Origin of the sequence: Paracoccus sp. UBA889, assembly GCA_002294185.1 — a bacterium.
Lineage (GTDB): Bacteria > Pseudomonadota > Alphaproteobacteria > Rhodobacterales > Rhodobacteraceae > Paracoccus.
The window spans coordinates 25,098-46,269 of the sequence record DBFD01000018.1 but is presented as its reverse complement, the minus strand read 5'-3'; the positions used below and the strand labels follow the sequence as shown (position 1 = coordinate 46,269).

Annotated in this window: 22 protein-coding genes; 12 read left to right on the top strand and 10 right to left on the bottom strand. The window is 64.7% G+C overall.

Annotated features, from left to right (window positions below; genetic code table 11):
- Positions 1–825 (top strand): YihY/virulence factor BrkB family protein (locus B4L36_RS02825; RefSeq protein WP_292952043.1); only part of this gene is annotated, 825 nt, incomplete at its 5' end.
- Between the two features lie 165 nt (positions 826–990).
- Here the strand turns inward: B4L36_RS02825 and B4L36_RS02820 are convergent.
- Both B4L36_RS02820 and B4L36_RS02815 read right to left on the bottom strand, forming a co-directional pair.
- A complete protein-coding gene (locus B4L36_RS02820; RefSeq protein WP_292952040.1) occupies positions 991–2,112 on the bottom strand; it encodes an alpha/beta hydrolase family esterase in 1,122 nt (373 codons plus the stop codon).
- A gap of 23 nt (positions 2,113–2,135) precedes the next feature.
- Positions 2,136–2,552, bottom strand: coding sequence for a CopG family transcriptional regulator (locus B4L36_RS02815; protein WP_292952037.1), 417 nt, complete (start codon positions 2,550–2,552; stop codon positions 2,136–2,138).
- 262 nt (positions 2,553–2,814) lie between these two features.
- Between B4L36_RS02815 and B4L36_RS02810 the strand changes: the two genes are divergently transcribed.
- The 8 genes from B4L36_RS02810 to B4L36_RS02775 all read left to right on the top strand — a co-directional run bounded on the left by B4L36_RS02810 (position 2,815) and on the right by B4L36_RS02775 (position 9,020).
- A complete protein-coding gene (locus B4L36_RS02810) occupies positions 2,815–3,522 on the top strand; it encodes a succinate dehydrogenase/fumarate reductase iron-sulfur subunit (RefSeq protein ID WP_292952034.1) in 708 nt (235 codons plus the stop codon).
- Between the two features lie 3 nt (positions 3,523–3,525).
- The gene (locus B4L36_RS02805; protein WP_292952031.1) at positions 3,526–3,870 is read left to right on the top strand and encodes a succinate dehydrogenase; all 345 of its coding nucleotides are present in this window, start codon (positions 3,526–3,528) and stop codon (positions 3,868–3,870) included.
- On the top strand, positions 3,867–4,208 hold the full coding sequence (gene sdhC / locus B4L36_RS02800; protein ID WP_292952028.1) for a succinate dehydrogenase, cytochrome b556 subunit: 342 nt from the start codon (positions 3,867–3,869) through the stop codon (positions 4,206–4,208). The genes B4L36_RS02805 and sdhC overlap by 4 nt, the downstream gene beginning before the upstream one ends.
- 2 nt (positions 4,209–4,210) lie before the next feature.
- On the top strand, positions 4,211–5,977 hold the full coding sequence (locus tag B4L36_RS02795; protein WP_292952025.1) for an L-aspartate oxidase: 1,767 nt from the start codon (positions 4,211–4,213) through the stop codon (positions 5,975–5,977).
- A gap of 12 nt (positions 5,978–5,989) precedes the next feature.
- Positions 5,990–6,958 (top strand): fumarate hydratase, encoded by a 969-nt coding sequence (locus tag B4L36_RS02790; RefSeq protein ID WP_292952022.1) that lies wholly within the window; start codon positions 5,990–5,992, stop codon positions 6,956–6,958.
- A gap of 66 nt (positions 6,959–7,024) precedes the next feature.
- Positions 7,025–7,729: a fumarate hydratase C-terminal domain-containing protein gene (locus B4L36_RS02785; RefSeq protein WP_335662023.1), complete on the top strand. Its 705-nt coding sequence runs from the start codon at positions 7,025–7,027 to the stop codon at positions 7,727–7,729.
- Positions 7,730–7,953: 224 nt separating this feature from the next.
- Positions 7,954–8,286 (top strand): NIPSNAP family protein, encoded by a 333-nt coding sequence (locus B4L36_RS02780; RefSeq protein ID WP_292952016.1) that lies wholly within the window; start codon positions 7,954–7,956, stop codon positions 8,284–8,286.
- A complete protein-coding gene (locus tag B4L36_RS02775) occupies positions 8,283–9,020 on the top strand; it encodes a sulfite exporter TauE/SafE family protein (RefSeq protein ID WP_292952013.1) in 738 nt (245 codons plus the stop codon). Before B4L36_RS02780 ends, B4L36_RS02775 begins: the two co-directional genes overlap by 4 nt.
- On the opposite strand, the gene B4L36_RS02770 is transcribed toward B4L36_RS02775, so the two are convergent.
- The 5 genes from B4L36_RS02770 to B4L36_RS02750 all read right to left on the bottom strand — a co-directional run bounded on the left by B4L36_RS02770 (position 9,017) and on the right by B4L36_RS02750 (position 16,807).
- Positions 9,017–9,919, bottom strand: coding sequence for a LysR substrate-binding domain-containing protein (locus B4L36_RS02770; protein WP_292952010.1), 903 nt, complete (start codon positions 9,917–9,919; stop codon positions 9,017–9,019). The two genes, B4L36_RS02775 and B4L36_RS02770, sit on opposite strands and share 4 nt — an antisense overlap.
- Before the next feature lie 79 nt (positions 9,920–9,998).
- Positions 9,999–12,647 (bottom strand): nitrate reductase, encoded by a 2,649-nt coding sequence (locus B4L36_RS02765; RefSeq protein ID WP_292952007.1) that lies wholly within the window; start codon positions 12,645–12,647, stop codon positions 9,999–10,001.
- Positions 12,648–12,810: 163 nt separating this feature from the next.
- Positions 12,811–13,146 (bottom strand): nitrite reductase small subunit NirD, encoded by a 336-nt coding sequence (nirD, locus tag B4L36_RS02760; protein ID WP_292952004.1) that lies wholly within the window; start codon positions 13,144–13,146, stop codon positions 12,811–12,813.
- Positions 13,143–15,581 carry a nitrite reductase large subunit NirB gene (gene nirB, locus B4L36_RS02755; protein WP_292952001.1) on the bottom strand — a complete coding sequence of 813 codons (2,439 nt, stop codon included), beginning with the start codon at positions 15,579–15,581 and terminating at the stop codon, positions 13,143–13,145. Before nirB ends, nirD begins: the two co-directional genes overlap by 4 nt.
- 14 nt (positions 15,582–15,595) lie before the next feature.
- Positions 15,596–16,807, bottom strand: coding sequence for an MFS transporter (locus B4L36_RS02750; RefSeq protein ID WP_292951998.1), 1,212 nt, complete (start codon positions 16,805–16,807; stop codon positions 15,596–15,598).
- 120 nt (positions 16,808–16,927) lie between these two features.
- Here B4L36_RS02750 and B4L36_RS02745 point away from each other — a divergent pair, with 120 nt between their 5' ends.
- Positions 16,928–17,098: a hypothetical protein gene (locus B4L36_RS02745; protein WP_292951994.1), complete on the top strand. Its 171-nt coding sequence runs from the start codon at positions 16,928–16,930 to the stop codon at positions 17,096–17,098.
- A 7-nt stretch (positions 17,099–17,105) separates the two neighbouring features.
- On the opposite strand, the gene B4L36_RS02740 is transcribed toward B4L36_RS02745, so the two are convergent.
- The 3 genes from B4L36_RS02740 to B4L36_RS02730 form a co-directional block, all read right to left on the bottom strand.
- The gene (locus tag B4L36_RS02740; protein ID WP_292951991.1) at positions 17,106–18,287 is read right to left on the bottom strand and encodes an ABC transporter substrate-binding protein; all 1,182 of its coding nucleotides are present in this window, start codon (positions 18,285–18,287) and stop codon (positions 17,106–17,108) included.
- A complete protein-coding gene (locus B4L36_RS02735) occupies positions 18,284–18,871 on the bottom strand; it encodes an ANTAR domain-containing response regulator (protein ID WP_292951988.1) in 588 nt (195 codons plus the stop codon). The genes B4L36_RS02740 and B4L36_RS02735 overlap by 4 nt, the downstream gene beginning before the upstream one ends.
- Positions 18,872–19,048: 177 nt before the next feature.
- Positions 19,049–19,927, bottom strand: coding sequence for an NAD(P)/FAD-dependent oxidoreductase (locus tag B4L36_RS02730; RefSeq protein ID WP_292951985.1), 879 nt, complete (start codon positions 19,925–19,927; stop codon positions 19,049–19,051).
- Here B4L36_RS02730 and B4L36_RS02725 point away from each other — a divergent pair.
- Positions 19,908–20,567: a PepSY domain-containing protein gene (locus tag B4L36_RS02725; RefSeq protein WP_292951982.1), complete on the top strand. Its 660-nt coding sequence runs from the start codon at positions 19,908–19,910 to the stop codon at positions 20,565–20,567. The genes B4L36_RS02730 and B4L36_RS02725 overlap by 20 nt on opposite strands.
- Positions 20,568–20,574: 7 nt before the next feature.
- On the top strand, positions 20,575–21,159 hold the full coding sequence (locus B4L36_RS02720; protein ID WP_292951979.1) for a cytochrome b/b6 domain-containing protein: 585 nt from the start codon (positions 20,575–20,577) through the stop codon (positions 21,157–21,159).
- Positions 21,160–21,172 lie beyond the last annotated feature (13 nt).

Genomic DNA, 21,172 nt, shown 5'->3' with positions numbered 1-21,172 from the left:
TTCTACGCCTTGCTGGCGATCTTTCCGGCTATCACGGCGCTGATGGCGCTGGCGGGCATGGTGCTTGACCCTGCCCAGGTGACCGCGCAGCTTGCGACGCTGACCCAGATGATCCCCAGGCAGGCCGCGCAGATCATCCTCGATCAGGCGGTCGCCGTCGCGGGATCGCAGGATGCGGGCCTGGGGATCGCGTTCCTGATCGGCCTGTTGCTTGCGATCTATTCCGCGTCCAAGGGAATGAGCAGCCTGATGGAAGGGCTGAACGTCGCCTATGATGAAGACGAGGATCGCGGATTCATCCGCAAGACCCTGTGGACCCTTGGCCTGACGGTGTTTCTGATCGTCGGCCTGCTGCTGGGGCTTCTCGCGGCGCTGGCGGTGCCGGTCGCGCTGGATCTTGTCGCCCTGCCGGGCTGGCTGAAAACGGTGCTGGCCTTGTCGCGCTGGATCCTGCTTGCGATCATGACGATAATCGGGCTTGCGGTTCTTTACCGATATGGTCCGTCGCGCGATGACGCGGAATGGCGATGGCTGACGCCCGGCGCGATCGCGGCCTGCGTGATCTGGATCCTCGCATCGATCGCCTTCTCTCTCTACGTCGGCAATTTCGGCAGCTACAACCAGACCTTCGGCAGCATGGCGGGTGTCATCATCCTGCTGATGTGGTTGTGGATTTCGGCCTTCATCGTCCTGCTCGGAGCCGAGTTGAACGCCGAGATCGAGGCCCAGACCGCCGCCGACTCGACCGTCGGCCCGGACGAACCGATGGGTGCGCGCGATGCGGAAAAGGCCGATCATCTTGGTTCCGCGAAAGGCCGGACCTGACCCGACGTCGCCGCGGCCGGGACGATGCGCACAGGCCGGCCGGAGACCCCGGCAGGCTGCGTCGCGTGGCCTGGGGCGGCAGTTTCCGACCTTGCCGCCATCCGGCCCCTTGTCGGACCGAAGGTGGTTTTGGCCGCGACGGAGCATGTCGGGAAGGAGGTCATGTCATAAAACCGTCCCGGTCGCGTCAAGAAAGAACCGCACCATTTCCGCGCTTGCGTCGGGGCCGGCCGGATCGGCATAGGAGCCGGTCGCATCGCCGCCCGACCAGGCGTGGCCCAGCCCGTCGATGCGCCAATGTTCAAGGATCGGCTGACCGTTCGGGGCCAGCACAGTATCACGGATATAGCGGCGCCCGCCCATCGTGCCGCTATCGCGCAGCTCGGCCCCGGCGGCGCCCGCCTCGTCCACGATCCGCTGTCCGTTGGCCGCGTTGACGGTGGCGTCCGCCGCACCGTGAAACACGATCGTCGGCAGCGGGCGGAGGGGTGCGCCAGAAGTCTGGCGCAAGCTGCCGCCCATCGCCGCGAAGGCGGATTGCACGTCGCGGGCCGCCTTGTAGGGCAGACCGGAATGCACCCCCACATGAGTGAACACATCCGGGTAGGCCCGTCCGAGGATCACCGCCATCGCACCGCCGGCCGACAATCCGGCAACGAAAATCCTGTCCTCGGGGATGTCGTGATCCTGACGGATCTGAACGGCCAGACCGGCGAGGATCGCGGGTTCTCCGCTTCCGCGTTCCTGATCGGACGGCGCGAACCAGTTCCAGCACGATTGCATGTTCGCCCCACGCGACTGGCCGGGATAGACCACGATCAGGTCATGGGCATCGGCGATCCGGTTCATCCCGGTGCCATTCGCGAAATCCGCAGGCGATTGGGTGCAACCGTGCAGCATCATCACCAGACCGGCAGGGCGCCGCGCTCGCAGGTCGGGAATGTAGAGACGGTATGCCCGCTCTCCCGCCGGGCAGGTGAAACTGCCATGGTCGAAGCGGGCACCCCTGGGCAGCACCGGCTCGGGTGCGGGCGCACCGCCCACCCCGCCGCCCGGCCGTGCTCGGGCGGCCAGTTCGGCCAGGGTCTTGCGCAAACCCCGGCCCTTGCCGAAGGGCGCGACATCTTCTGCCGCGCGCAGCGTTTCCGGAACCGGCCCCGGTCGCGACATGGCGGACGCGGCCGTGCCGCGCAAGGCGGCCTGGATCATTTCCGTGGCAGCGATCGGGTTTCCGGCGCGCACAAGGTCACTGGCCCGGCGCATCGCCGAGCTTGCATCGTCTGTCATCTCTGTTTTTCCTTGATTGGGGGTCAGCGGATACGCGACCCAAGTGCCTTCTTGACCTCAGGGCTGGCCTGAAGGGCCCCCAGCACGTCGATGGACCCGATCGTCGCGAGGGCGAGTTCCGGCGTCACGTCGGATGCGATCCGCACGAGGCCGACGACCTTGATATGCAGTATTTCATGCGCATCGCGCGCGGCCTTCAGATCGGCTGCGCTGTAGTCGCGCAGGCCAAGCTCCATCGTATGCCGTTCGATCGATCTGGCCACCGCGTCGCCATGCGTGTCCAACTGCTTGCGGATCGCCGTGCGAATGAAGTCGCTGCGATTGGAATAGAATCCTTCCTGCACGAGCAGGTCGATCCTGCCGAGATCCACGAATCCCATATTGATGGTGATCTTCTCGTTCTCGGGCATCCTTTGGCCGATCTGCGTGACGTTGCCCATCTTCCATTCTCCATCTGTATGGATGGTATATGGATGTATTCAAGGAAAGCGCAAGGGGCTTGTTCCGGATATTCGGCGCAGGCCACCGGCGATCGGGTGATGCGACAGAGGTGCCCCGCCCGAATATGTCAGCTAAACTAACACGATTGTATAGTAATTGTCGCTTTTTGTAACTTTCATTTAAACGTATGCATCGTTGGAAAGAGATGAACATCACGCAAGCAGACAAGGATCCGGCACCGTGTCTTCGACCGATACCCGTATGAAGGTTTCCGTTTGGCGCGGCGACCATGAAGGTGGCGAATTCCAGATCTTTGACGTTCCCGCGCAAGACAGCCAGACCGTGCTGGATGTCGTGGCGTGGATCCAGCAGAACGACGATCCCACGCTGTCATACCGTTTTGCATGTCGCGTCGGAATGTGCGGATCCTGCGCGATGATGGTGAACGGCCAGCCGCGCTGGACCTGTCGCACGCATGTCAAGAAGGTGCTGAAGGACAATTGCATCGAGATCGGGCCGCTGCGCAATCTGCCGGTCATCAAGGATCTCGCGGCCGACATGGACCCGTTTTTCGAGAAATGGGTCAAGGCGGAAGGCGTGTTCCACCCGTCGAAGACCCGCAACGACCAGATCGAGGAGATCGACCCGGCGAGCGTTCAGCGGGTAAAGGCCGATGCCGGGATCGAATGCATCAACTGCTCGGTCTGCTATGCGTCATGCGATACCGTGGCCGGGAATCCCGATTTCCTCGGTCCCGCGGCGCTGAATCGTGCCTGGACGCTCTACAACGATTCCAGGGATGCGGGTTCGCGCAAAATCCTTGATGCGGTCAGCGGCGCCGGTGGCTGCCACAACTGTCACTCGATGGGAAGTTGCGCGCATTTCTGCCCCAACGGACTGAATCCGATGGACGCGATCGCCGGGCTGAAGCGGGCGACCGCCGCCGCGTTCTTCAGGCGGAGGACCTGACCGATGCTGGACATCCGGCTTTACCTGCTGCAGCGATTGTCGGCGCTGGTCATGGCGCCTCTGGTCATCGGGCACCTCGCGGTGATGATCTATGCGATTCAGGGCGGGCTAAGCGCAGCCGAGATCCTGGGACGAACGCAGGGCAGCTTTGCCTGGGCGACGTTTTACGGGACTTTTGTCATTGCCGTGTCTGTCCACGCGGCGATCGGCCTGCGCGTCATCGCACATGAATGGCTGGGTCTTGGGGCGCGCGCCCTTTCCGTGCTGACCTGGATTGCCTTTCTGGTTCTGGTCTGGATGGGCGTGCGCGCCGTCTGGGCCGTTACCGCCCCCGGGGGTGTCGCATGATCCGCCCGCACCGCACCCATCCGCTCTGGTATGCCTTCATTCTTCATCGCGTCTCGGGGGCCTTGCTGGCCCTGTTCCTGCCGGCGCATTTCTGGGTTCTGTCCATGGCCCTGAACGAAGCCGCGCGGCTGGACGGATTCCTGGCATGGACGGACATGCCGCTGGTAAAATTCGCGGAATTCGGGCTGGTCTTCCTGCTGGCCGTCCATTTCTTCGGAGGGTTGCGCCTTCTCGCGCTTGAACTGATGCCATGGACCTCTCGCCAGAAGACGCTGGCGGCGGGGGCGGTGGGCCTCTCGGTTCTCGTCTCCGGAACCTTTTTCCTGCAAGCGGTGTGATCATGCCCCTGAAAAGCGATATCGATCGTCACGACACCGACATCCTGATCCTTGGCACCGGCGGAGCAGGGCTTTTCGGCGCGCTGCATGCCCAGCAATCGGCGCCGCCGGGGACCAAGATCACCATCGCGGTCAAGGGGCTGATCGGCAAATGCGGCTGCACCCGCATGGTTCAGGGCGGCTACAATGTGGCCCTGGGACATGGAGACACCGTCGAGCGGCATTTCATGGACACGATCGTCGGCGGCAAGTGGCTGCCGGATCAGGACATGGCCTGGCGGCTGTGCGAACAGGCGGTCGTGCGTGTCCGCGAACTGGAAAACGAAATCGGCTGCTTCTTCGACCGGGTTGCGGACGGCTCGCTGCATCACAAGGCGTTCGCGGGACAGACGGCCGATCGCACGGTGCACAAGGGCGATCTGACCGGGATCGAGATCATCAACCGGCTGATGGAACAGGTTCTGGCCCGCCCGATCGAAAAGCTTCAGGAGCATCGCGCCGTCGGACTGATCCCGACCAAGGATGGCTCGGCCCTCGCCGGGGTCCTGTTCATCGACATGCGCAGCGGAAAGTTCCGCTTTGTCCGCGCCAGGACGGTGCTGATGGCAACGGGTGGCGGCCCCACCATGTACAAATACCACACGCCCTCGGGCGACAAGACGATGGACGGGCTTGCAATGGCGCTGCGCGCGGGGCTGCCGCTGCGCGACATGGAGATGGTTCAGTTCCATCCGACCGGGCTGCTGGCCGGCGACCATACCAAGATGACCGGCACCGTTCTGGAAGAAGGGTTGCGCGGCGCGGGCGGGCATCTGCTGAACGGCAACGATCACCGGTTCATGTACGATTATGACACCCGCGGCGAACGCTCGACCCGCGACGTGGTCAGCCGCGGCATCTATTCGGAGATGCGCAAGAACAATTCATCGCCCAATGGCGGGGTGTTCATCTCGATGGCGCATCTTGGCCCCGACATCGTTGCGAAGAAGTTCAAGGGCATGGTCCAGCGCTGCGCCGATTCGGGCTTCGATCTTGCCGGCGGCAAGGTGGAGGTGGTGCCGACCGCGCATTATTTCATGGGCGGCGTCGTTGTCGATGTCGATACCCGCACGGCCATGGAAGGGCTGTATGTCGCCGGCGAGGATGCGGGCGGGGCGCATGGATCGAACAGGCTGGGCGGAAATGGCGTCGCCAATTCGACCGTCTATGGCGGTATCGCGGGTGACGTGATGGGCCGCGACATTCGCGCCATGACGGCACTGCGCGATCCGGATGAGAATATCCTGTCGGCCGAGATCGAGCGCGCGCGACGCCCGTTTGGCAAGCCTGTCGGCAATGTCCAGAACCTGCGCCGCGTATTGCAGGACGCGATGTGGGACGATGTCGGCGTCATGCGGACCGAACAGGGATTGATCAGCGGCCTGAAAAAGATCGCGACGGTCGCCACCGACCTGCAGGATATCGGCGTCGATCCGTCCAACCTGGCGTTCAACCTGACCTGGCACGACTGGCTCAACCTGGCATCGCTGGTCGACGTGTCCGAAGTCATCGCCGAGGCTGCCCTGGCGCGCGAGAATTCGCGAGGCGCGCATTTCCGCGAGGATTTTCCCGATCAGGGAGATCTGGAAACCTCGTATTTCACGGTGGCGCGGAAAACCGCCGAGGGGCTGCGCGTATCGCGCGACCCGGTCCGGTTCACAATCGTTCGGCCGGGCGAAACCGTGCTGCCCGAGGGCGAGCCCGAGACGCTGGTGCAGGCGGCCCGGTAAAGGAGACGATCCATGATTTCCATAGACCTCATCGAATCCACCGCCGAAGTGCTGATGGACAAGGCGGCCATCGAGATCCCGCAAGACTATCTCGATGGGCTTGAAGCCACGGCCAGTGTCGAGGACGGCGATCTGTCGTCCTTCGTTCTTCAAGCCATGCTGGAGAACTACAAAGCCGCAAAGGAGGATCGTCGCGCGATGTGCGGTGATACGGGGTGCCCGCGCTGGTATGTCAAGATGGGCAACGAGGCGCAGATCGAGGGCGGTCCCGTCGCATTGGAAGAAGCCCTGCGTCGGGCGACGGCGACCGCGACGAACGGCGTTCCGCTGCGCCCCAACCGGGTCCATCCGCTGTGGCGTACCGATCACGACAACAATGTCGGTATCAACGCGCCCGAGATCGAATACGGTTTCGAGCCGTCAGCCCCCGGCCAGGGCGACTGGATCGACCTGACGACCGTGCACAAGGGCGGCCTGTTCGGCACCGATTACCGGATGCTGTTTCCATCCGACGGGATCGAGGGGATCAAGCGGTTCTATCTGGACAGTCTTGTCGCCTTCGGCAAACGCGGTCTGGCCTGCCAGCCGGCGATCATCGGTATCGGGCTGGGCGGCTCGAAGGATACCTGCATGGTGCTGGGCAAGCGCGCCGCCTGCCTGCGCACCGTCGGCGACCGCAACCCCGACCCCAGGATCGCCGAGCTGGAGATGGAGTTCAAGGAACTCGGCAACTCGATCGGCATGGGCGCCATGGGTTTCGTCGGCAAGTCGATGGTCGTCGATTGCCATATCGAGGTTGGCTATTGCCACACCGGCGGGATGCAGATGAGTGTTCACGCCTTCTGCCTGTCATCCCGGCGGGCCTGCGCGCGGGTCCATGCCGACGGGCGGGTCGAACACCGCACCGATCCGCAATGGTTCACCCCGTTTCAGCGCCGCGAGACGGTCGAATGGCCCGCGACCGCGACCGCGGCACAGTAGCATCCGGCCCCCGCGCAACCTGACGCGGCCCGATGCGGAAGGCCGCAAGGATCCGGCTGCGAAAAGATGGCTCCAAGCCCCGCGCTTGAAGGAGAAAATGTCATGACCCACAAGATCATTCGCCTTTCGACGACACCGTCGCCCGAAGACCTTGCAGCATTGAAGCTGGGGGACATCGTGCATCTGGACGGCGTGATCTATACCGGCCGGGAAGGTGTCTACAAGCGCGCGATCGAGGAAGGTGTCCCCATCCCGATGGACCTGCCGGCCGAAAGCGCGGCCAATTTCCACTGTGCGCCAGCCGCGGCGCAACGCGACGATGGCAGCTTCGACATGGGTGCCGTGACCGCGACAGCCAGTTTCCGTTTTTCCAGGTGGATCGCGGACTGGTTCCGCATCTCGGGCGCGCGCATCATCATCGGCAAGGGCGGCATGAGCCCGGAAGACTATCGGACCAAATTCGTTCCCAACGGCGCCATCTATCTGACCACCGTCGGCTATGGCACCGGCGCCCTGCTGGGGCGCGGAATCAAGAATGTCAAAGGCCTGCACTGGCGCAAGGAACTGGGCCTGGCCCAGGCGATGTGGGTGATCGAGGCGGAAAACATGGGACCTTTCATCGTCGCATCCGACATCGAGGGCAATTGCCTGTTCGAACGCGAGAACGCGAAGATCGCAGGCGGTCTTGCCAAGGTCTATGAAGGGACGCGCCCCGCCGTCCTCAAGCGGTATGGGGAAACCGATGACAGAACGGACGAAGTCATCGGCTGAGGAAGTCAGCGGTCTGTCCGGCAGTCTGATCCTGCCCGGGGCCGAAGACCATGGCGATCGCCCGGCCCGCGCTGGCATTGTCGCGCTGGTGTCAGGTGTCAGCAATCTTCGTGCCGGCCTGCGGATGTCGCCGAAGGCTTGCCGTTGGTGGCAGGTCCGCCATCGCGGCTCTGGGCCGCGCCGACAGGCATGCCGGCCGCTCTGGATCATTCTTTCCCTTCCGAATGCATGAGGAAACGATGTTTGTCGATGAACGCATCTACACGCTGAACGCAGGAAACGTACCGGTCTTTCTGAAACTTTACGAAGAACAGGGAATGGAGGTTCAGGTTCGCATCCTGGGCAGGATGGTCGGCTACTACTACACCGATTTCGGACCATTGAACCAGATCGTGCATATGTGGGGCTATGAATCGCTTGACGACCGTTTCCAGCGGCGCAAGCAGTTGCAGGCGTCGCCGGAATGGCAGTCCTATGCCAAACAGATGCGTCCCCTGGTCGCGAAGGTCGAGAACAAGCTGCTCGTGCCCGCTCCGTTCTTCAAGGTTCCTGCGTGAACGGCGAATATCTTCTGGTCCTGGTGGCCGGAGCGTTTTCGGGCGGGTTCGTGAACGGGCTGGCCGGCTTCGGAACCGCGCTTTTCACGCTTGGCTGGTGGCTGCAGGTGATGCCACCAACCCAGGCCGTGTCGGTGGTTCTGGTCATGTCGGTCGTCAGCGGGGTGCAGGGGGCAATCCTTGTGCGTCGCGCGATCGAATGGCGGCAGCTGTCCCGGTTCCTGATACCCGCGCTGATCGGTATTCCGATCGGATTGCGCCTTCTGCATCGCATCGACGCCGATTTTCTGAAGTTCATCGTCGCCGGATTCATGATCCTCTATGGTGGCTTCTTCACGCTGCGGCGCGACCTGCCCAGCCTGCGTCGCCCGACCCCGATCATCGACAGCGGAATCGGGCTGGTCGGCGGCTTTCTTGGCGCGGTATCGGGTTTGTCGGGCGCCCTGCCGACGATGTGGATCTCGATGCGAGACTGGACCAAGGAACAGAGCCGTGCCGTCTTGCAGCCCTACAACGTCGTCGTCCTGGGAATTTCGGCAACGCTGATGGCAATGGATGGCGTCTACGACGCGGCGTCCCTGAAGGTGATGGCCATCGCTTTGCCGGTAACGCTGATCGCCGCGCAGATGGGCCTGTGGACATTCAAGCACCTGAGCGATGACCAGTTCCGGCGCCTGCTGATCGTGATGATGTTCGTGGCCGGGATCGCGATTCCGCTTCGGGACATGGTCTAGACCGCGGTTCCGGGCGGCGTGAACCGGCCGATTTCGACCGCTTCGCGCAGCTTCTGCAAAAGCTGCTCCAGCACCTGCCCCTTCACATTGTCCGACCGCGACAAGAGCCCCAGAACCCGGCGGGGCATGGCCGGGGAAAGGGCAAGGCGCTTCAAGGGCAGGCTGATCGGAGGCGGGACCGCCTGCACCGGAACGATCGAAACCCCCAGATTTGCATAGACCATGCTGGCAATGATATCGAGATTGGCCAGTTCCATGCTTTCCTTGACTTCGATGCCTTGCGACTGCAGCCAGTTTTCGATCATCGTGCCGACCACGGCTTCGCGCGAAAACCGGATGAAGGCATGGCTCCGAAGCAGCTCGATCGGGTCGTCGCTGACAGATTGCCTGGAGGCGAGCAGCACCATGTTCTCTTGGGCGATTTCCTGCCACTCGTGCCGTCGCGGAACCGCCGGCAGACGGGTCAGGATCGCCGCGTCCAGCGCGCCGCGTTCGACCTGCAAGGCCAGTTCCGTGGTCTGGCCCGGCACGACGCGAACCAGCAGCCCGGCATGTTCGGATTTCAGCATGGAAATGACGAACGGAACCAGGCCGGTCAGCGTCGTCGGCACGGCGCCCAGGATCAGTTCGCCGCTGAACGCCGCTTCGCCCGACACGGACAGGACCATGCCGTCATAGGCGGCGACGATCTCGCGCGCCTTTGCGACAAGCGCCTTGCCGACCGATGTCAGCACGGGTGTCCGGCGGGAACGGTCGAACAGAACGACATTCCATTCCTGTTCCAGCGATTTCATCTGCTGGCTGACGGCGGCATGGGTAATGAAGACGGCTTCCGCCGCAGCCGAAAAGGTGCCGTGATCGGCAAAGGCGATCAAGGTTCTCAGGTTGCGAATGGTCATCTTGCGTTTATGAAAGCCGCGCTATCAATAGATTTAATTTGTGTGGCTTTTATAAAGATAATTTTACCGATATTGATTGTCAATCGGCATCGAACCCGTTTCCGGGCTTTGGCAGATCGGGATCGCCGAGCCTTGTCAGCAGGTTGCTGATCTCGGGGCGGCAGGAACCGCAATTGGCGCCGGCGCCAAGCGCCTTGCCGACCGCATCCAGCGTCACCAGTCCTTGCGTCGTGATCGCGCGTACCAGGCTGTTCATGCCGACGGTGGCGCAGGCGCAGACGATCGCGCCCTCGTCCGGCTGGTGGACACCCGGACGGCCGGCCAACAGGTTCGCGTCCATGTCACAGCCAAGCGCCGCAGCGACATGATGGCGCGACAGGGCAACCGGCTCGCCAGAGACGAAAAGCGCCGCCTGCACGCGGCCGTTTCCGGCAAAGGCCAATCGTGCAAGGCCGCGCCGCCGGTCATGCACGGCAAGCGGATCTGATGTCAAAGAGAACAGGTGCTTTGCAAAGGCGGTCCAGTCATCGGGTTCGTGCAGCCCGGCCAGTTCCGCCTGATAGCCGCCAGCCAGGGCCGAGACCGCCCAATATTCGCAATCGGGCCTGATCGGGGCCTGGGATATCGCAAAGCCATACCAGACCGCGCCAAAGGGCCGAATGGCTGCGGGCGACGATTTCAGCGCCGGCTGGCCCGAAACAGCGTCCACCAGCGCGGGTATGGCGCTGTTGATGCGCCCCGAAGCCGCTGTCTCGGCGCTCCAATGCATCGGGACAAAGGGTTGCCCGGCAGCGACGCGGTCGGTGACCAGGACGCGCAGCAGCGCATCTCCCTGCGCTCCGCTGACCCGCGCCAGACTTGCGGGTGACAAGCCAAGCGCGGCGGCGTCGCGAGGATGGATTTCCAGGAATGGCTCGGCCAGATGACGCGAGAGGCTGGGTGAAAGTCCGGTCCGGGTCATGCTGTGCCAGTGATCGCGCACACGGCCGGTATTGAGGCGGAAGGGAAATTCGCCCGTGACCGGCTGCGGCGGGCGCGGCGCGACGGCCACCATGCATCCGCGACCCGAGAAGGTATGATAGCGGCCGTCACCGAAAAAGCGGCCTCCTTGCCGCGCACCAGCACGCGGCCAGAGAAACGGCGTCATCCCGTCATAGGCGGCCCTGCCGATCCCCGCGCAATCGGAAATGTCGAAATCGCTGCCAAGACCGCCGGCGATCCCCGAAAGCGCCGCATATTCGGCGAAGATTTCTGACGGGTGGGACCAGCCGAAGGCGTCGCCCCATCCCATGCGCCGGGCGACATCGGCAATGATGCGCCAGTCGTCGCGCGCCTGCCCCACGGGCGCGAGGCTGGGCCGCTGGCGGCTGATGCGGCGTTCGGAATTGGTGACGGTGCCATTCTTTTCGCCCCATCCGGTCGCCGGCAGCAGGACATCGGCCAGCCGCGTCGTGTCGGTTCGCGCCATGATGTCGGAAACCACGGTAAAGTCACAGCCGGCGATGGCGCGGGCGACCCGGTCGGCGTCGGGCATCGAGACCGCCGGGTTGGTGCACATGATCCACAGCGCCTTGATCCGTCCCTCCTCGACCGCGCGGAACATGTCCACGGCCTTCAGTCCCGGCCTTTCGGCCATGCGCGGCGCATTCCAGAATCGCCGCACGGCGTCGCGGTGGGCGGCGTTTTCGATCTCCAGGTGGCAGGTCAGCATGTTGGCCAGCCCGCCGACCTCGCGCCCGCCCATGGCGTTCGGCTGACCCGTGACGGAAAACGGTCCCATGCCCGGTCGTCCGATCCGCCCCGTCGCGAGATGGCAATTCAGGATCGCGTTGACCTTGTCGGTGCCGCTGTCGGATTGATTGATCCCTTGCGAAAACAGCGTCACGACCTTTTCGCTGTCGCACCACAGGTTCACGAAACGGGCCAGATCCGCGGTCGCCAGCCCGGTCACGGCGGCATCGGTCCGGTTTGCGGCCAGAAGGGCCTGGTCCAGCCCGTCCAGGGCCGGATCGGGCGCGATCAGTCCGCGCCTGTCGATCTCGGCCAGCAGCCTGTTGAACAGGGCGGCATCCGCCCCGGCCGCGATGGGCAGGTGAAGATCGGCGATCTCGCAGGTGGCGGTGCGGCGCGGATCGATCACGACGATTCTGGTGCCGCGTTTCTCGCGCGCGGCCGCCAGTCGCTGGAACAGAACCGGATGGCACCAGGCGAGGTTCGAACCCACAAGGACGACGCAATCGGCCTGATCCAGATCCGCATAGAGCCCCGGCACCGTATCGCTGCCGAAGGCGCGCCGATGCCCCGCGACCGACGAGGCCATGCAAAGCCGTGAATTGGTATCGATATTGGCGCTGCCGATAAAGCCCTTCATCAGCTTGTTGGCGACATAGTAATCCTCGGTCAGCAGCTGCCCCGAGACGTAGAAGGCGACCGAATCCGGACCGTGCCGGGCGACGGTCCGGGCAAAACGCCGCGCCACCAGGTCCAGCGCCGCGTCCCAGCCGGCCGGGCGCCCGTCGATTTGCGGGGCCAGAAGCCGGCCCCGCAAACCCACGGTTTCGGCCAGGGCGGCACCCTTGACGCAAAGCCTTCCGAAATTCGCCGGATGATCGGGGTCGCCGGCGACGGTCAGGCCGCCTTCCGGTGTCGGTGTCGCCAGCACGCCGCAGCCGACGCCGCAATAGGGACAGGTCGTGCGAACCGCGCCCGCCGGGGAATGCATGTTCATGGCGCGATCTGTCCTTGTGGCGCCAGGACGGCTGTGCGCCGGACGGTCGCAATCGGGCCGCGCGACAGGCCGGACAACCCGCGGTGGCGGGTCGCAGCGATCATCGCGGTGGCGTCGCCGCGCGTGATTTCGCCAATGGAAGGCGTGATCATGGGCTTTCCTTTCAGGCGGCCTTGCCGCGCATGAGGCTTTCGGCGGAAATCAGGATGCGACCGCGTTCCACCCGGACCGGCCAGGTGCGGACCGCCCCCTGATCGGCGCCCCGGGCCGCCCCGGTGGTCAGGTCGAACACCCAGTCATGCAGCGGGCAGGTGACCTGATGGCCATGCACGATGCCTTCGGACAGCGGGCCGCCCTTGTGCGGGCAGCGGTCATCCAGCGCGAAGACGCGGTTGTCGGCGGTGCGGAACAGCGCGACGCAGCCATCGGTGGTGCGGATCAGCCGTGCGCCCTGGGCGGGGATGTCTTCCAGCGATGCGATATCGACATAGCGCGTCATTCGGCGGCCTCCAGGGTCAGATCGGCAAGCGGGGCCCAGCGGGGCGTTTCCGAAGGCGTCGAATGTTCGGCCCAGGGATCGCGGCGATAGACCGACTGGCTGGTCTCGAACCGCTTGACCAGCGCGCGGCGGTTTCGGGGATCATCCACGACCTGCGCGATGACCCAGTCCAGGCCGACCTTGGCGACCCACTTGTAGGGCCGGTCGAGATAACGGGCGTGTTCGCGATAGAGCTGGATGAAGGCGGTGACGATCTCGACCGCCTCGTCCTCGGAGGGGGTCGCGGCCAGATGCTCGGTCTGCTTCACCTCCATGCCGGCGGCGCCGGCGACGCTGATGTTGTAGCCGCTGTCCACGCAGACGATGCCCACATCCTTGCAGGTCGCCTCGGCGCAGTTGCGGGGGCAGCCCGAAACCCCCAGCTTGACCTTGTGCGGTGTCCAGGACCCCCATAGCAGCTTTTCCAGCCGGATCCCCAGCCCGGTCGAATCCTGTGTGCCAAAGCGGCAGAATTCGCTGCCCACGCAAGTCTTCACCGTCCGTAGCCCCTTGGAATAGGCGTGGCCCGAGACCAGCCCGGCCCGGTTCAGATCGGCCCACATCAGCGGCAAATCCTCCTTGCGCACGCCCAGCAGGTCGATCCGCTGGCCGCCGGTGACCTTGACCATCGGCACGCCATACTTGTCGGCCGCATCCGCGATGGCCCGCAATTCGTCCGGCGTGGTGACGCCGCCCCACATGCGTGGCACCACCGAATAGGTGCCGTCCTTCTGGATATTGGCGTGGTTGCGTTCGTTCACGAAGCGCGATTGCCGGTCGTCCCGGTATTCCAGCGGCCATTCGGCCAGCAGATAGAAATTCAGCGCCGGACGGCAGGAACGGCAGCCGCCGACGGACTTCCAGCCAAGTTCCTGCATGACGGCGGGGATGGATTTCAGACCCATCGACCGGATCAGCCGGCGCACATCCTCGTGACTGTGATCGGTGCATTTGCACATTCCGCCGGGCGCGGCGGCGGCAAAGCCATCGCCCAGCGTCAGACGCATCACCTGCTCCACGAGGCTGGTGCAGGTGCCACAGGATCCGCTGGCCTTGGTGCCGGCGCGAACCGCGTCCAGCGTGGTCGCGCCCCCTTGCACGGCATTGACGATGCTGCCCTTGCAGACGCCGTTGCAGCCACAGATTTCCGCCTCAGGCGGCAAGGCTGCAACGGCCGCCATAGGGTCCGGCCTGGACCCTCCCTGGAAGCCGGGACCGAAGATCAGCGTGTCGCGCATCTGCTCGATATCGGTGCCGTCCTTGATCAGCCCGTAGAACCAGTTGCCGTCAGCCGTGTCGCCATACATGACCACGCCGATGACGCGGTTGTCCTGCAGGACCAGCCGCTTGTAGATGCCACGCCCCGGATCGCGGAACACGATATCCTCGCGGCCCTGCGCCTCGGCGAAATCGCCCGCGCTGAACAGATCGCAGCCGGTCACCTTCAGTTTGGTCGCGGTCTGGACCGGGCGGAATTCGGCCGTCTCGCCGGACAGGGTCCGGGCCAGCGCCCGAGCCTGATCGTAAAGCGGCGCGACAAGGCCGAACAGCTGGCCGCGATGTTCCACGCATTCGCCAAGTGCGAAGATGTTCGGATCGCTGGTGCGCAGGCCGTCATCGACGGTGATGCCGCGCTCGACCTCCAGCCGTGCGTCCACGGCGATGCGGGTCTCGGGGCGGATGCCCACGGCCATGCAGACCAGATCGGCGGGATAGACGGTGCCGTCTTCCAGCAGCACCGCCTCGGCCCGGTCGTGACCCAGGATCGCCTTAGTGGCCCCCTTGCAGTGGACGGCAATGCCACGCCGTTCCAGATCCCGTTGCAGCAGATAGCCCGCCGCAGGATCAAGCTGGCGTTCCATCAGGTGGCCCATCAGGTGAATGACGGTGACCTTCGCCCCGCGCGCAGCCATGCCGGCAGCGGCTTCCAGGCCCAGCAGGCCGCCGCCGATCACGACCGCATCCCGGCCGGCCCTGCCCGCCTCGATCATCGCATCGGTGTCTTCCAGATCGCGATAGGTCACGACGCCGGGCAGATCCTTGCCCGCCACCGGGATGATGAAGGGGGCCGAGCCCGTGGCGATCACCAGCGCGTCATATTCGGCGCTGCTTTGGTTCGAATGGACCACGCGCGCGGCGCGGTCGATCCGCACCACCGGCTGGCCAAAGCGGCAATCGACGCCATGGGCCGCATACCAGTCAGCATCGTGGGTGACGATGTCGTCATAGGTCTTTTCGCCCGACAGGACCGGCGACAGCATCAACCGGTTGTAGTTGCCGCGCGGCTCGCCGTTGAACAGCGTCACCTGCCAGGCGTCCGGGGCGGTTTCAAACAGATGTTCCAGCAAACGGCCCGAGGCCATGCCGGCGCCGATAACGACCAGTTTCTTCTTCATGGCGACAGATCCTTTCAGGCGGCTTGCATGGCGGCGGGACGGCCCATGCGACGGACCGAGGCGTGCATCCACAGCGCACAGGCGGCGACCAGCACGAACAGAACCATGAAACAGCTGGACCACAGCCCGGTCTGATCCTTCAGCCAGCCGAACAGCAGCGGCAGCGCGAAGCCGCCCAATCCGCCGATCATGCCGACCAGGCCGCCGACGGCGCCGACATTGTGCGGATAATAGCTTGGGATATGCTTGTAGACGGCGGCTTTCCCCAGGCTCATCACGAAGCCCAGAATGAAGATCACCACCAGGAACACCGGCAGGGTGACCCCCGCCGGGATCGACAGGATCGCGGTCGCCGCCAGCGACACCGCGAAGGTGGCATACAGCACCCGGCGCGCCCCGATCCGGTCGGACAGCACGCCGCCATAGGCGCGGAAGATGGAGGCCGGGATCGAATAGGCCGCCCCGACCATGCCCGCCACCTTCACGTCGAAGCCATAGACACCGATCAGGTAATGCGGCAGCCACAGCGCCAGCGCGACGAACGCGCCGAAGGCGAAGAAGTAATAGGCCGAGAAGCGCCAGACCTGGAGGTTCCTCAGCGGCGCGAATTCGGCGCGCAGGCTGCGCCGGGATGCCGCGCTGCCGCGCCGGGCGGCGGTGACCGGATCATCCTTGCTGAGGATCCAGAACAGCACGGCCGTCACGGCCAGCGCGAGGGCCCAGATTTGCGCCGTGGCCTGCCAGCCGACGGCAACCATCACGAAGGGCGCGACGAATTTGGTCACCGCCGCGCCGACATTGCCGACGCCGAAAATGCCAAGCGCGGTGCCCTGCTGCGCATCGCGATAGAAGCGGGACACATAGGCCACGCCGACCGCGAAGGACCCGCCCGCAAGACCCACGCCAAGCGCGGCCAGCAGCATTTGCGGATAGGTCGTGGCCCATGACAGCAGCAGCGTCGCCAGTGCGGCGCTCAGCATGTTCAGCGTATAGACCAGACGCCCGCCCAGTCGGTCGGTGGCAACGCCCAGAACGATCCGGCTCAGCGAGCCGGTCAGGATCGGCAGCCCCACCAGCAGGCCGAACTGCGTCTCGGACAGGCCAAGCTGCTGGCTGATCTGGATGCCGATGATCGAGAAGATCGTCCAGACGGCGAAACAGATGGTGAAGGCAAGGGTGGACAGGCTCAGCGCGCGGCGTGAATCCTGCTGCGAAGGATGGGACATGAGATGCTCCGATGGCTGGCGTGGGACGGATCGCGCAGACATCCATCGTGGCTCCCAGAGGGAGGTCCGCGGCGGAACGCGCAATCAGGCTGTCAGGGGAACCGCGTCCTCGCGGAAATCGTGCGCAACGTTGCGAACGGGCCTGTGGCGCGCCATTGCGTCCTGGCCATGTCCTGCATCTTCACGCTTGTCCGGCGGCAGGGCAAGCGGAACACCGCGATCGCGACCGATGCCACCGGGGAAAACCGCGCGGCGCATCAAGTTTTTGCGGCGGATGCGGTGATTGCCTGAAAAGTGGTCAGTTTATGGATGAATCCGGGATCGGCGGCTCGAACACGAAGCCGTCGAAGAAGCTGTCGGCGCGCAGGATCATCTGGCCACGCTCGGCCGCGACGGTGCGATCTTCACCGATCATCCCCTCCAGTCGCAGCGACGCGCCGGGCAGGGACGCGCCTGCCGGTCTCAGGTGCCGGCGATAAAGATCGGTGCGGAAATGCCCCATCGCGCGCTGCATCGCGCCCTCGGGCGGCAAATCGTGGCGCAGTGCGATATTGCGCGCGATCAGCGCGGCCAGGCTTTTCCAGGGAAAGCTGGCCGCTCCGGCATTGAACGCCAGCAGGCGCGGGACCGCGCGCGCCTCGCCGGCCGGGGAAACCAGCAGCCGGCCGGTCAGCCCGCGTTCAACAAGTTCGGACGGCAGATCCAGATATTCGGCGCGCGACACGATCTCGGCGGCGGTGCCGCGATGGTCGGGTTCATCCAGCCAGCGCCCCGCCCGCCAGATCGCGCGCATCAGCGCGCCGGTCTGCCCGGGCCGGGTTTCGGCGAAGTCACGCCGCAGGACCAATCCCTTTTCGGGCGGCGAGGTCCAGATCGCCGTGCCCGGCAGCAGCAGCGCGGCGATGCCGCGTTCGACCGCAAACGAGGCCCAGGGTTCGCCCACGCAGAAGGCGTCGATTTCGGCCGCCGCCAGCGCATCGGCCATCATCGGCGGCGGCACGGTCTTGAGATGCAGATCATCTTCGCTGAATCCCGAAGCGCCGAGCCAGTGGCGGATCAGTTCAAGCTGGGTCGAGAACATGAACGGCACCCCCACCCGCAGCGGCCCGGTGATCGCGCCGCGCAAGGCCCGGCCCGCCGCCCCGGCGTCGGAGAAGTCAAAGCCGTGACCTGCCGCGCGCAGCCGGGTCTCGATCGCGGTGCTGACCCCCACCGCCTGGCCGCCATGCGACAGAAACATCACCAGATCGAGGTCGGGCAGGCGCGGCCCCAGCCCAAGCGCCTGACCGATCGGCATCGGGACCAGCATATGGGCCGCGTCGATCAGCCCCGCGCCCAGCATGTCGCGGCCCTGCGCCCAGGCCCCCAGCCGGATCAGATCCAGTTGCAGCCCTTCTTCGGCAGCAAAACCCAGCTCGCGCGCGACAATCAGCGGCGCCGCGTCAACCAGGGGAAGATAGCCTAGCCGCAGCGCGATCATCGCCCCAGCAATCCCGCCGCCGTCACCAGTTGCTGCGCGATTTCGCCGATGCGCTTGCCCTGATCCATCGCCGTCTTGCGCAGCAGCGCATAGGCCTCGGCCTCGTCGATGCCGCGCGCCTTCATCAGCACGGCCTTGGCACGATCCACGATCTTGCGGTCTTCCAGCGCGGCACGGGTGGCGGCCAGTTCGGCCCGCAATTGCCGCAGGATATGAAAGCGCGCGACGGCGGCGTCGATGATCGGCTTCAGGCGGTCCGGGCGCAGCCCGTCCACCACATAGGCCGACATCCCCGCCTCGATGGCCGATCGCGTCAATTGTTCGTCCGAACGATCCACGAACATCGCCACCGGCCGTTCGGCCGGACCAGAGGCCAGCGCAAGTTCCTCGAGCATGTCGCGCGACGGATTGGCGATGTCGATCAGGACCACGTCCGGGCTCAGTTCGGCCACGCGCCGGGCCAGCGCCGAATGCTCGGCCAGGATGCGGATATCGTGATCGCCGACGTCGCCCAGCCCGTCCGCGATCGCCTGCGCCCGGTCGGGATCCGATTCAACGACGACGATGAGAAGTTTTTTCAGCATGGCGACCCGATCACGCTTCTCGCGTTGGCACAGGCAGCCCTGCGACGCAAGGATGTCCGGCACCCGTGACCATGCCTTTCGCCCCGATGCACCTTGTTTGCCCAGATCTGCCTGCCGAATGCGGGGCGCATCGGCACCGGGACGGACGACCTGCGATCCGTCGCCATGGGCAGGTCATTATTCGCGTGGGGTTCCCGGCAGCGCATTGTGGATCGCGGTCGCGGCCACGGCGGCCTGACCCATCGCATGGGCGATCTGATCCAGCCCGTCGGTGATATCACCGATGGCATAGACTCCGTCGATGCTGGTTTTCAGTTTTGCATCGCCGATGATGCAGCCCGCATCACCAAGTCCGACGCCCAGCGAACCGGCCAGTTCCGAATGCGCGGAGGTGCCCAGGGCGACATAGAGCGTGTCGAAATGGTGCGTCTGGCCGTCTTCCAGCGTCACGACGACCTGCGAATCCGTCAGAGCCAGACCTTTCATCGGCGCGTCCAGGGCGCCGATCCCGTCCCTTGCGCGCGCCGGAATCCCCTCGGGCGGGATCAGCGTCACCGTCGGGGAATAGTCGCGAACGAAGCGCGCCTCGGCCAGGCCATGCGCGCCATTCCCCAGGACGGCAACACGCTTGTCGCGAATTTCATAGGCATCGCAGACCGGGCAATAACGGATCAGCCCCTGCGCGACGCCCCGATCGTGGTCGCTGGCCGACAGCGGCGGCCGATGGTTGACGACCCCGGACGCGAAAATGACGAAGCGCGCGGTTTCGGTCCGGCGGTCGGCCGTGACCCGGAACAGGTCGCCCTGTTTCTGGACCGCCTCGACCGTCGCGTTTTCGATCCTGGCACCGTAAAGTTCGGCATGCGCGCGCATCCGGTCAAGAAGCTCCTTCCCGGAAATGCCGTCCGGAAAGGGTCCGAGATTATGGGTTTTCGGGATCATCCGCGCCCGCCCCGCTCCGGCGTCGAAAACCGTGACGCGGCGCAGGAACCGGGCAAGATAGAGCGCCGCGGTCAGTCCCGCCGGGCCTCCGCCGATGATGATGCAGTCTTCCATGTCCGGCCTCTTGTTCTGTCACGCCATTCCTATAGCCAAACACCGGCCGGGCAAGCGAAGCTATCGTGATCGTCACGGCCAAGGGGGCCGCGACGCGGGGCCGAACCCGAATGGCGTTTCAGACACCTGCCCCCAGTCCCGGCTCAGCGAACGGCAGAGCGGCGCGCGGGATGATCCCGCGCATCTTCGGTGGTCCTTCCCCCTGTCGCGATGGCCGTTTTTCCGCAACAGTCGCCCCCATTTCGGCGAAATGTCGTCGGGCCGGCCCCATACGCTGACGCTTATGCCGGCTTGCATAAGCCCGCCGTGCCTGTTTTTCCCCGGCGGACAGGAGCATCTGCACCGGACCGTCGCGATGTCGTCGCGACTCAACCTGAAAGGATACCAAATGCGCAAGTTCCTGATTGCCACCGCGATGGTCGTCGCACTTCCTGCCTTTGCCGCCGAAGTCACCCAGGGCGCCCAGCTGGGGAAAACCATGGACGAGGTCAAGGCCGGCCTTGTCGGGATGGGCTACGAGGTCCGCAAGGTGCAGATGGAGGACGGCAAGATCGAGGCTTATGCCGTCATGGGCAAGACGCTCAACGAGGTCTACGTCGATCCGGCCACCGGACTCGTGACGAAAATCCTGTCGAAGTGATGCCGTCATGCTGGGAAAACATGATCTCGGCAGCGGGCGCGAAAGCGCCCGCACCGACAGGACGGTTCAGGTCTGGGATCCGCTGGTCCGCCTGATCCATTGGGGCGTGGTTCTGATGGTCGTGATCAACGCGGCCATTGTCGCCAAGGACAGCCCCCTTCATCTGTGGGCTGGCTATACGATGCTGGTGCTTGTCGGGGTCCGATTGCTTTGGGGAATCATCGGCTCGCGCCCTGCGCGGTTTTCGGCCTTCCCGCCAAATCCGTTCCGGGCGCTAGGCTATCTGAAAGAGATGCGCCGGGGAGACAAGACCGTGCACCTGTCCCACAACCCCCTGGGAGCCTTGATGGTCTATAATATCTGGGCGACGCTGCTGGTCATCGCAGCGACCGGCTACATGATGGGGACTGCCAGGTTCTTCGGTGTCGACTGGGTCGCGCAGACCCATGATCTGGCCTATGATTGGCTGTTGATTTCAATCACGGCACATGTCCTTGGCGTTGTCTTCGACACATGGCGTTCGGGTGTCCCGCTTGTGCAGGCGATGATACACGGCCGCAAGCGCATCCCGAATGATAGACCGGTCGAATGAAAAACAGTTTGCA